Origin of the sequence: Sinorhizobium terangae, from assembly GCF_009601505.1 — a bacterium.
Classification (GTDB): Bacteria; Pseudomonadota; Alphaproteobacteria; order Rhizobiales; family Rhizobiaceae; genus Sinorhizobium; species Sinorhizobium terangae.
The window spans coordinates 45,848-55,878 of record NZ_WITC01000101.1 but is presented as its reverse complement, the minus strand read 5'-3'; the positions used below and the strand labels follow the sequence as shown (position 1 = coordinate 55,878).

General features: G+C 62.7%; 17 protein-coding genes and 1 tRNA gene. 14 read left to right on the top strand and 4 right to left on the bottom strand.

Annotation, left to right across the window (positions count from 1 at the left end; genetic code table 11):
- The first annotated feature begins 4 nt into the window (after window positions 1-4).
- The 12 genes from GHK62_RS33710 to GHK62_RS24320 are packed head-to-tail and all read left to right on the top strand — an operon-like array spanning window position 5 to window position 5,727.
- Entirely contained in the window at window positions 5-235 is a 231-nt protein-coding gene (locus GHK62_RS33710; protein WP_420377801.1) for a hypothetical protein, read from the top strand.
- Window positions 232-573, top strand: coding sequence for a hypothetical protein (locus tag GHK62_RS24370; RefSeq protein WP_153441621.1), 342 nt, complete (start codon window positions 232-234; stop codon window positions 571-573). The genes GHK62_RS33710 and GHK62_RS24370 overlap by 4 nt, the downstream gene beginning before the upstream one ends.
- On the top strand, window positions 570-884 hold the full coding sequence (locus GHK62_RS24365; protein WP_153441620.1) for a hypothetical protein: 315 nt from the start codon (window positions 570-572) through the stop codon (window positions 882-884). Before GHK62_RS24370 ends, GHK62_RS24365 begins: the two co-directional genes overlap by 4 nt.
- Entirely contained in the window at window positions 881-1,378 is a 498-nt protein-coding gene (locus tag GHK62_RS24360) for a hypothetical protein (RefSeq protein ID WP_153441619.1), read from the top strand. The genes GHK62_RS24365 and GHK62_RS24360 overlap by 4 nt, the downstream gene beginning before the upstream one ends.
- Window positions 1,379-1,380: 2 nt before the next feature.
- The gene (locus tag GHK62_RS24355) at window positions 1,381-1,677 is read left to right on the top strand and encodes a hypothetical protein (RefSeq protein WP_153441618.1); all 297 of its coding nucleotides are present in this window, start codon (window positions 1,381-1,383) and stop codon (window positions 1,675-1,677) included.
- Window positions 1,670-2,767, top strand: a complete 1,098-nt coding sequence (locus GHK62_RS24350) for a phage Gp37/Gp68 family protein (protein ID WP_153441617.1) — start codon at window positions 1,670-1,672, stop codon at window positions 2,765-2,767. Before GHK62_RS24355 ends, GHK62_RS24350 begins: the two co-directional genes overlap by 8 nt.
- Complete coding sequence (locus tag GHK62_RS24345) at window positions 2,764-3,072, top strand: hypothetical protein (protein ID WP_153441616.1); 309 nt, start codon at window positions 2,764-2,766, stop codon at window positions 3,070-3,072. Before GHK62_RS24350 ends, GHK62_RS24345 begins: the two co-directional genes overlap by 4 nt.
- Window positions 3,069-3,443, top strand: a complete 375-nt coding sequence (locus GHK62_RS24340) for a DUF4326 domain-containing protein (RefSeq protein ID WP_153441615.1) — start codon at window positions 3,069-3,071, stop codon at window positions 3,441-3,443. Before GHK62_RS24345 ends, GHK62_RS24340 begins: the two co-directional genes overlap by 4 nt.
- Window positions 3,440-3,973, top strand: coding sequence for a hypothetical protein (locus GHK62_RS24335; RefSeq protein ID WP_153441614.1), 534 nt, complete (start codon window positions 3,440-3,442; stop codon window positions 3,971-3,973). The genes GHK62_RS24340 and GHK62_RS24335 overlap by 4 nt, the downstream gene beginning before the upstream one ends.
- Complete coding sequence (locus GHK62_RS24330) at window positions 3,970-4,338, top strand: HNH endonuclease signature motif containing protein (RefSeq protein WP_153441613.1); 369 nt, start codon at window positions 3,970-3,972, stop codon at window positions 4,336-4,338. Before GHK62_RS24335 ends, GHK62_RS24330 begins: the two co-directional genes overlap by 4 nt.
- Window positions 4,338-4,652, top strand: coding sequence for a hypothetical protein (locus GHK62_RS24325; protein ID WP_153441612.1), 315 nt, complete (start codon window positions 4,338-4,340; stop codon window positions 4,650-4,652). Before GHK62_RS24330 ends, GHK62_RS24325 begins: the two co-directional genes overlap by 1 nt.
- The gene (locus tag GHK62_RS24320; RefSeq protein WP_167528351.1) at window positions 4,633-5,727 is read left to right on the top strand and encodes a tyrosine-type recombinase/integrase; all 1,095 of its coding nucleotides are present in this window, start codon (window positions 4,633-4,635) and stop codon (window positions 5,725-5,727) included. The genes GHK62_RS24325 and GHK62_RS24320 overlap by 20 nt, the downstream gene beginning before the upstream one ends.
- 89 nt (window positions 5,728-5,816) lie before the next feature.
- On the opposite strand, the gene GHK62_RS24315 is transcribed toward GHK62_RS24320, so the two are convergent.
- Window positions 5,817-5,901, bottom strand: a tRNA-Leu gene (locus GHK62_RS24315).
- A 211-nt stretch (window positions 5,902-6,112) separates the two neighbouring features.
- On the opposite strand from GHK62_RS24315, the gene GHK62_RS24310 reads away from it, so the two are divergent.
- Window positions 6,113-6,622, top strand: coding sequence for a disulfide bond formation protein B (locus tag GHK62_RS24310; protein ID WP_153441610.1), 510 nt, complete (start codon window positions 6,113-6,115; stop codon window positions 6,620-6,622).
- Between the two features lie 77 nt (window positions 6,623-6,699).
- On the opposite strand, the gene GHK62_RS24305 is transcribed toward GHK62_RS24310, so the two are convergent.
- On the bottom strand, window positions 6,700-7,257 hold the full coding sequence (locus GHK62_RS24305; RefSeq protein WP_136508865.1) for an HNH endonuclease: 558 nt from the start codon (window positions 7,255-7,257) through the stop codon (window positions 6,700-6,702).
- 106 nt (window positions 7,258-7,363) lie between these two features.
- Window positions 7,364-8,011, bottom strand: coding sequence for a DNA-3-methyladenine glycosylase family protein (locus GHK62_RS24300; protein WP_153441609.1), 648 nt, complete (start codon window positions 8,009-8,011; stop codon window positions 7,364-7,366).
- Window positions 8,012-8,169: 158 nt separating this feature from the next.
- Here GHK62_RS24300 and gluQRS point away from each other — a divergent pair, with 158 nt between their 5' ends.
- Window positions 8,170-9,054 carry a tRNA glutamyl-Q(34) synthetase GluQRS gene (gene gluQRS / locus GHK62_RS24295; RefSeq protein ID WP_153441608.1) on the top strand — a complete coding sequence of 295 codons (885 nt, stop codon included), beginning with the start codon at window positions 8,170-8,172 and terminating at the stop codon, window positions 9,052-9,054.
- On the opposite strand, the gene GHK62_RS24290 is transcribed toward gluQRS, so the two are convergent.
- Complete coding sequence (locus GHK62_RS24290) at window positions 9,049-9,948, bottom strand: YihY/virulence factor BrkB family protein (RefSeq protein ID WP_153441607.1); 900 nt, start codon at window positions 9,946-9,948, stop codon at window positions 9,049-9,051. The genes gluQRS and GHK62_RS24290 overlap by 6 nt on opposite strands.
- Between the last annotated feature and the right edge of the window lie 83 nt (window positions 9,949-10,031).

Sequence of the window (10,031 nt, the reverse complement as noted above, 5' to 3'; positions counted from 1 at the left end):
CGATATCGATCTCGCCGGCCGCTGCCATGGTTCGCGCCTGGCGCTCGCCTTTTCCGTCCGCTCGCTCGACGACGCGGACCTGAAAGCCAGCGAGCGGGCCGCCCTCCTCCAGTGCATCGCCACGCCAGACCGCGAGTTTCGCGAGATCGCCGCCCGCAACGGCGTAGATCGCGAGCGCCTGCAGGATCTCTGGTTCGATCTCTTCGTCCGCCCCCAATCAAGGAACGCGCTATGACCGCCAACCTGCACAGCGTCCGCAATCGCCTCCCGCCTGCCGGCCTCTCCACCTCGCCAGCGCTCCTGAAGGAACCCGCCGTGCGCCAGGGCTACCTATCTGGCATGTCGATCCATCGCCTCGCGGTCGCCTTCGGCGTCGCCGAATACGTCATGCGCGATTATGTCGCCGCCCGCCGCTGGGGCTGGAGCGCCGCCGAGCACCGCGGCATCCATGAGGACGAACGCCGTACCGTCATCTTCACGCGTGCCTCGCGCGACACCGGCGGCTACGACGTCCGCCCGATCTCCGTTCCGCGCATCTCGATGCACGTCAAGGCACTGGAGGCGCGGGCATGACGGGGCCGTCAGAAACATTCGACCTCTCGCCCGAGCTGCGCGCGCGGGCCGACGAAATCACCGGCAAATATCGGATGGCTCTCGCCATGCAGATGGCCGAAGAGCTTGTCGATGCCGGCGTTCCCATGGAGCTGGCCTTCCACATCACCGTCGGCGAGCTCGCCGTCGGCGCAGCGCGCGTCGCCATGATGGCGTGCGTAGGATTGGAAAAGCGTGAACCGCGCCGCGATCTTTGGATCAAGCGCGCCGAGGAGAACTTTGACGACGCTCGGGAATGGTTCGCCAATCTCCAGACGGAGGGGCGGATATGAGCGGCGACGCCAAGAGAGAGGAAATCGGCGTTACGAAGTACCTGCCCTCCATCTGGCTCGACGAGGTCGTGCCGGCCCCGCAGCGTGACGTTAACGACTTCATCCACCGTCTCGACAATGGGACGTGGATCATGATGCCGAAGGATGAGGCCGACCAGGACGAGGAGTTCTGGCGCACGCCTTTGGAGCTCGGCCAAGTCGTCGCCTTCGCCGTGCACGAGTGGTACGGCTGGATGGAAATCCACGTCAACGAAGACGGCAGCATTGATGACGGTGAGGTCCCTGACAAGGCGAACTGCCTGTGCCTCGATGGCGAGATCGAGACCATGGCCGACAACGTCAAGGACCTCGTCGAGAACGGCGACGGCGAACCTCTGAAGCCCGGCTCATACCACATCACCGCCTATTATTGGGCGGATACCGAAACCCATTTCCGTTTCATCGTCGACGCCGACGGCAACGGCCGCTTCGAGCCATGCGCAGGAGCGAACTGACGATGAGCATCATCACCCCTTACCGTGCCATCATTGATGCGCTGAGCACGGCATCCGCCAAAGCGCAACCCATCAGAAAGAGCCTCCTGATCACAGGGTTCCGTGATCTGAACGCCGAGCTGCCGCTGCGCCTTTCCGAGGAGAATATCGGCGTCGTCCTCGATGCCCACGGCCGCGATGTCTTCACCATCGACGTGAACAACGAGCGGCCCGACGAGGAGGTACTGGCGATCGCTCATCTAATCGTCGAGTGCGTCAACGCCGAGGCGGGTTTCAGCACGGAGAAATTCAATGGCTGACGGCACCAAGATCGAATGGACGGACGCCACCTGGAACCCGATCACCGGCTGCGCCGTCGTCTCCCCCGGCTGCACCAACTGCTACGCGATGAAGCTCGCCGGCACGCGGCTGAAGAACCACGAAAGCCGCAAGGGCCTGACGAAGGACACCAAGGCGGGGCCGGTCTGGACCGGCGAGGTGCGCTTCAACCGCGAATGGCTCGACCAGCCGCTGCGCTGGACGAAGCCGCGCATGATCTTCGTCTGCGCCCATGGCGATCTTTTCGCCGAGGGCGTGCCTGACGAGTGGATCGACCAGGTCTTCGCCGTCATGGCGCTGGCACCGCAGCACACGTTCCAGGTGCTGACGAAACGCCCGGAGCGCATGCGGGAGTATGCACGCGGCATGCAGATCTGCGCGGAAAACTATCCCGCCGAGTTTCAGCGGAGATGGGGCAATGCCGCGGCCGAGATCTCCGGATCACCATGCGCGGCCGGCTCGATCGAGGACCGGGAATGGCCCCTCCCGAACGTCTGGCTCGGCGTCTCGGTCGAGGATCAGAAGCGAGCCGACGAACGCATCCCGCTCCTGCTCGACACACCTGCCGCCGTCCGCTGGATCAGCGCCGAACCGCTGCTCGGGCCGCTCGATCTGACGTGGCTTGACGACGGCGAGCGCGATGGTTGCCGGCTTCACTTCGATGCGTTGAGCGGTCTCGCTTCTGATGGCGAACAGAGCATCACGGGTATCTTCGGTCAGCCAGATCCGAAACTAGACTGGGTCGTCGCCGGCGGCGAGAGCGGCCCCGGCGCCCGTCCGATGCATCCAGATTGGGCGCGCTCGCTCCGCGATCAGTGTGCCGCTGCGGGCGTGCCGTTCCTGTTCAAGCAATGGGGCGAGTGGACGCCGGGTGAAAACGTTGAGCGCCAGCGAGGGATGGTCGACACGGCCGAGCTTATCAACGACACATGGCACTATGCCCCCGAGAACCTAGCCAATACCGATGGACACATCGATGACGAGCCAGATGTCTACCGCATCGGCAAGAAAGCCGCCGGTCGCCTCCTGGACGGCATCGAGCACAACGGTTTCCCGGAGGTACGGCGATGACGCCAACTCCAGAAGCAATCAAGGCATGGAAGGCCGAAGAGGCACGCCAGGCGCAGATCCTTGCGGATGCGATCGACGCGGCAATCCAGGAAACGGCAAAGCAATTCGACGCGCCAATGATCAATGCCGTCTGCGGCGCACTGGTCACGGTTCAGGCGGCCGTGCTTTCTTCCGTCGCCGACACGCACCACCGAAAGGAACTGCGCAAGGCGATGGAGCGTGCGCTTCCGCGAGCGCTTGCGGAGCAGATCGCCAGAGGCAACGGCCACTGCCAGACAGTCGTGATTGGAGCGCCGCGCCAATGACGAAGCCCGTCCGCCTCCAGCTTTCCCGCCGCAAGGGCTTCGACCTGCAGGCGCATTCCAAATCGGTCAACGGCCTCGAAGTCGTCCATGTCGGACGGCCCGGGCTATGGGGAAATCCCTTTGTCGTCGGCAAGCATGGAGAGGCGGCCTATTGCGTTGACCTCTATAAGGCGCTGCTTGCCGGACTGCTGCACGTCGGCGCCGATCCCGATGTCGAGGCGCTGCAGCGCACCCGTCGCTTCATCGCCGAAAACATCGACGAGCTTCGCGGCAAGAATCTCGCCTGCTGGTGCAGGCCAGGCGCGCCCTGCCACGGCGAAGTGCTGCTCGGTCTCGCCAACGCTCCCGAATGGAAGGGCGGCCGCCGATGAATGCAGGCCCGTCTCCAGATCAGATACGGCTGGACAAGATCCGTGCCCGCCATGGCGAGGCCAGCCGTGACTGGACCGTGGACGTCAAGGCACGCGGCCAGCGTCAGCTCTTCGCGCGCCTGCTACCGGGCGCTGCGCTATCGCCTGTCGCCACTGTTACCGAGGAATGCGGTTGGCAGGACGAGGAGTTTCTCCTCCACGCCCATTCCGATATCGAATTCCTGCTGCGGATCTATGGCCGCCTCGTTGATCGACTGGCCGAAAAGACGCGCGCGCTCGCCTGCTACGAAGAGCGGCCGGAAAAGAACTATGCCGCCGAGTGCGCCATTAAATGCGGCGAGCCGTCATTCAAGAAATTCCTCGAGGAGTGCCACGGCCTTGATCGTCCGCTGACCGACGAACGCGCCGCCACGAAAGTGCGCTCCATCCTCGGCATCGGCTCGCGCAGGCAGTTGAACGAAGATCACGCAGCCGCGGAGCGCTGGTGCGACTTGCGCGGCCACTTCGACGCCTGGAGGCGCCGCGGATGAGCAGCAGGCGTGACCGCATCAGGGCGAAGATTATGGCCCGGGTCGAGATCGACCCTGTTACCGGCTGCTATGTTTGGACCGGCCCGGACTCGGGAAAGAACGGCCGCGGCGCTGGCTACCCGCGCATGTCGCTCGACGGCCAAACCGTTGCCGTCCACATCGCCATGTGGACCAACGAGCACGGATACATCCCGGGCAAAAAGGAACTCGACCACTATTGCCGCAATCGGCTCTGCGTCCGGCCGGACAAGGGACACGTCGAGATGGTTACCCGCAAGGAAAACGCGAAGCGCCGAGAGCAGGCAAAGCGCGGCATGATCGGCCACAACGGCGGGCCGGCACTGGAATGTGAGGAGGTACTGTGATGGCAACAGCACTTAACCGCGCACAGAACGACCGCCCCCGCCGTTCGGCCATCCTTCCGACGACGCTGCAGCCCTTCGGCGTTACACGCGAGCAGGCAGCGGCCCTCCTTAGCATCAGCCCATCGCTGTTCGACAGCGCTGTCGAGGCCGGCACCATGCCGCAGCCGCGCGTGCTACGCGGCCGCAACATCTGGAGCGTAGACGAATTGTGGGATAGCTTCCTTGCGCTCCCCCACAAGGCTGGCGCGGCGAGCGACCAAGACGAACAACAGCCACAGGGCAATGCTTTCGACAATGCCAAAAAGGGTCAATGACAAACTGCCGAAAGGCGTCAGCCTCGATCGCGACTTCCGCACCCGGGAGCCGCGATATTATTTTCGCGCGCCGGGCAAGAAGAAGATCCGCCTTCGCGAGAAGCCGGGAACGGCCGAGTTTGACAGGGAAGTCGCCTGCGCACGCCTCGGGGTGGCCTATGTGCCGGAGGGACAGGAGGAGAAGAGACCGGAGCCACTGAAGCGTCAGGCGGCGGAAGGCACCGTCGATTGGCTTCTGGCAGAGTATAAACGGCGCGTTCAGGGAAATATCAGCGCCACTGTACTTGCTCGCCGGTCGACCATTCTGGAAGAAGTCTGCGAGTACAAGTTCGGCAAGGCCCGCTGCGGCGACCTGCCCTATGCCGACATGCGCAAGCGGCATGTTCTGGAGATCCGTGACGCGCTACGCGAAAAGCCCGGCGCCCGCAACGACGTAAAGCGGGCGATCTCCGCGATGTTCTCATGGGCAGTCGAAAGCGACCTAGCCGCCTTGAATCCGGCCGCCAAGATCAAGCTCCTCTATTCAGGCGACGGCTTCCACACATGGACAGTCGAAGAGGTGCGGCAGTTCGAGGCAACGCATCCAGCTGGATCGAAGGCGCGACTTATGCTGCACTTGGCGCTCTATACTGGCCTGCGTCTCGACAGCCTTGCCATCCTCGGTCGCCAGCACATCCGCAACGGCATCCTGTCCATCCGGCCGGAGAAGACGCGGAAGTCCAGCGGCGTCACGGTCGAGATCCCCGTCCTGCCTGATCTGCAGAAGACGATTGATGCGAGCCCGACCGGTGAGCTGACGTTTCTCGTGACCGAGTTCAAGAAGCCGTTCACTACCAACGGCCTCGGCAACAAGATGCGCGACTGGTGCGACCAGGCCGGGCTCTTCCATTGCACCACCCACGGCCTGCGGAAAGCCGGCGCCACGATTGCTGCAGAGAACGGCGCGACGGACGAAGAGTTGATGGCAATTTTCGGCTGGACGACGAAGAACCAGACGACGACCTACACCAAAAAAGCACGCCGAAAGAAGATGGCGGCAGGCGCAATGCACAAGCTCGTGCCGGAACAAAAGTAGGTCATTTTTGTCCCACACTTTCGAGGGTTGGAAAATGTGAGGCAAAAACAGGCAAAAAGCACAATAAAATCAAAGCTGATTTTAGAGGTTGGTGCCCCATGCCGGGGTCGAACCAGCACTCCTTTCGGAACTCGATTTTGAGTCGAGCGCGTCTACCAATTCCGCCAATGGGGCTCAGGCTGTGATGTCAGCGGATTGCGATTTACACGATCGATTTCGCGCCGGTCAACCGCGAAAATGCATTTCGCCATCCGGCGATCACAAAAGCGTGCAGGCTGTGTGTCTTGCGGGCAATTTACAGCGCCGCCAATCCTTCTTAAGAAGGCGTCGTGATTATACGTCCGGCGCCGCAGCGCCCACCCTGTCGCTCGACCGCGAGGTATCCATGACCGCAGTTTCCGTCGTCCAACGCCAGCATCTTGTTGGCGCCGTTCTTGTCACGCTCGGCATGGCGGCGACGGTCGGCGGCGCGCTCGGCTTCGAGCACATTGGCGGCTATATCCCCTGTGCGCTTTGCCTGCTGCAGCGCAATCCCTATTACTACGGCATTCCGCTCGGCCTTCTGGCAATCGTTTCGAGCGCTCTCAAGCTGCCGGCATGGATCACGCGCACGCTGCTTCTGCTCGTCGGCGTCCTGATGCTCGTCGGCGCCGGGATGGGCGTCTATCATTCGGGCGTTGAATGGCATTTCTGGGAGGGACCGTCGACCTGCGCGACGGCCGCCCAAGGCGTCTCGTCTGATGTGGGCGACCTGCTCGGCGATCTCGATGCGAAGCACGCCCCTTCCTGCACGGATGCGGCGCTGCGCGTGCTTGGCCTCTCATTCGCGGGCTGGAACGTGATCGCAAGCCTTATCCTGGCTGCGATCGCATTGCGCGCTGCCGCCAAGGCTTGATGACGCCTACTGCATGTTTCCTTGAATCGTAGCCGATTGCGCATCTGATAGGACGCGCGGCGCTGTAGGCCTGACCCTTACGGCTGCAGTTCAACATCCCAGTAGAGATAGTCCATCCAGCTTTCGTGCAGATGGTTCGGCGGGAAGAGCCGGCCGTTGTTGTGAAGGTCCTGCACCGTCGGCTGGTACGGCTTTTGATGCGGGAACATATTGGCCTGCTTCGGTAGCTTGCTGCCCTTGCGCAGGTTGCACGGCGAACAGGCCGCCACGACATTTTCCCAGGTCGTCTGGCCACCATGGGCGCGCGGCACCACATGATCGAAGGTCAGGTCGTCCGGCGATCCGCAATACTGGCACTCGAACTTGTCACGCAGGAAGACGTTGAACCGGGTGAAGGCCGGATGGCGCGACGGCTGCACATAACTCTTGAGACAAACGACGCTCGGCAGCCGCATCGAAAAGCTTGGCGACGAGACTGAATGTTCGTATTCGGCGAGGATCGTGACGCGGTCAAGGAAGACGGCCTTGATCGCGTCCTGCCAGGACCAGAGCGACAAGGGATAGTAACTCAGAGGCCGGTAGTCGGCGTTCAAGACGAGCGCCGGCAGGGCCTGTGGTGAGACTGCAATCGTCAAGCGTATTCTCCTGATCGATTCGGCATCTGCACCTTCTATATTAGTCGTGTTGCAACAGGATTGTGAAGCCACAAACAAAAACGGCGTGAAGGATTCGCTTTTTTCTTCAAGGCGTCACCGGCAGCACATCGCGCCGCATTTCCTGTGCATAATAGGCCCAGAACAGGCGCGCGGCGACGCTGCGCCAGGGTGACCAGGAGGTCGCGAGCGAATCAATCTCGCTTGCCGTCGGGCGCAGATCGAACTCGAGCGCGTGGCCGATGGCGTTCTGCAGTGCCACGTCGCCGGAAGGAAAGACGTCCGGATGGCCGGCACAGAAAAGCAGGTAGACCTCCGCCGTCCACCGACCGACCCCCTTGATTGCCGTCAATTCGTGGATCGCCACCGTGGCCTCAGCGTTGCAGATGGCGTCGAGATCGATCTCGCCGGCAGCCGCCGCTGCTGCGACTCGCCGCAATGTATCGGCCTTGGCGCGGGAGAGGCCGAATTGCCGGCAATCTTCGTCGCCGAGCGAAAGGACCGCCGCCGGACTGATCTCGCCGAGGGAGGCTTCCATGCGCCGCCAGATCGCGGCGGCGCTCGCCTTCGAGACCATTTGCGAAACGATGATGTTGGCGAGACCGCGATATCCGGGATCGGTTCTCCTGAGCGGCACCGGCCCTGCCTTGGCGACCACGTGCTCGAGGCGGGCGTCGAGCATCACCAGGCCGGCAAGCCCGGCCTCGATATCCTCGTGCGTCCGGATGATCCGCATGCGCCCTCCACTGCATAAGTTTCCTTGGATCGTAACCGATTCAAGGACAAAAACATGCAGCAATTCAAAGTGCTACAACGTGCCTTGTGCGTATGAAAAGACGCGCGGCGCTGTAGAAAGCGGATGACCTTTATACCGCTTCCATGTCAAAGGAAACGATGCCCATTTTGCCGGAACAACCCGTTTTTCGTTTCGCACCGAGCCCTAACGGCCTTCTGCACCTCGGTCACGCCCTGTCCGCCATCCTCAATCATGACATGGCGGCCGCCGCTAATGGACGCTTTCTGCTGCGGATCGAGGATATCGACCGCGCGCGTTGCCGCCCGGAGCTCGAACAGGCGATCTTCGACGATCTTGGCTGGCTGGGTCTTAGTTGGGAGCAGCCGGTTCGCCGCCAATCCGAACACCTCGACCTTTATGACGATATGCTTCAGCGCCTGCTGGCAATGGGTATCGTCTATCCATCCGTCATGACCCGCGGGGAGATCCGGGCGGCGGTGGCCGCGGCGGAAGCCGAGGGGTCGGCCTGGCCGCGCGATCCGGACGGAACGCCGCTTTATCCGGGCCGCGAGCGCGAACTATCGCTGGGCGAGCAAGCTGCTCTCATCGCCGGAGATCGGCCCTTTGCCTGGCGCCTGGACGTCGAAAAAGCGGTCGATCTCGTTCCCGGCCCATTGACGTGGCAGGAGACGGGAGCGGGGCCCGCCGGGGAAAAGGGCCAGATCGCGGCCGATCCCGCAAGCTGGGGCGATGTGATCCTTTCGCGTTCGGACGCGCCATCGAGCTACCACCTCTCGGTGGTTGTTGACGACGCGTTGCAGGGCGTCACCCATGTCGTGCGGGGGCGCGATCTCTATCATGCGACGTCGCTCCATCGTCTGCTCCAGCGGCTTCTCGACCTGCCGGAACCGGTCTACCACCATCACCGCCTGATCCTCGGGCCGGACGGCAGGAAGCTGGCGAAGAGCAACAAGGACACCGGAATCGCGGCTTTCCGCGCTGCCGGAAGGACGCCCGCGGATATTCGTGAAATGGTGCTATGAGCCATTCTCGGCGGGGTGATCGTCATTCACGCGCTGGCCCAGGAAACTGCGCATGACGAGGCGCTTGACCCTGAACTTCATGATGGCGGCGTTGATCTCGGCGCCGATGATGAAGATTGCGCCGATCATGTACAGGAACACCAGAACGATCACGACCGAGGCGAGACCGGCATAGGTGGTCACATAGCTGGAGAAGGCTTTGAGGTAGTAAGCAAAGGCGTAGGCGCCAATCGACCAGCACAGCAGTGTCAGAACAATTCCGGGAAGCACATCGAGGATCTTGCGGTGCCCGTCCGGAAGCCAGAGATGCGATACCAGCAGCCCGCCGGTGACCATGACCAGGGCCAGCGTCAGCCCCCAGTCATCGGCGGTTGCGAGGACGGAGTCCAGCCAGGGTAGCCATTGGTCGGCATTGCGCACCGCAAGCGGCACGGCGACGAGCAGGACGCTGATGACGGCAAGGATGAGCACGCCGGCGATCACGAAGCCGAGGCTCGCAAGCCGCGTCATGTACCAGGGGCGGCTTTCCGCCACCCGGTAGGCGCGGTTTAGCGCAATTCTGAGCGCTTCGACACCGTTGGAGGCGAAATAGGCGGCAGCGAGCACCGAGACGGTGAGCAATCCGCCGCGCGGGATCGTCAGCACCCGCACAACCTCGTCAGCCACCGGTTTGGCGATCGATTCCGGCCAGGCATCGAAAATCAGATGGACGGCGGTCTCCGCAAACTGGTCGGCGCCGAGAAAGCTGCCGAGCGCCGTGCCGAAGATCAGGAAGGGAAAGACGGCCATCAGCGAGGACAGTGCCACATGGCTCGCCATCGCCCAGCCGTCATCCTCGCTGAAATGCCAGAGCGCATCGAACACGACCTTCCAGATGATGCGAACGACGGCCATTCCAACTCCGAGCCTGCGGTATCCACGCGCACCGACTGGCGCCCGTGTAACACACGCAATTCAATTGTATCCCACCGACGAAT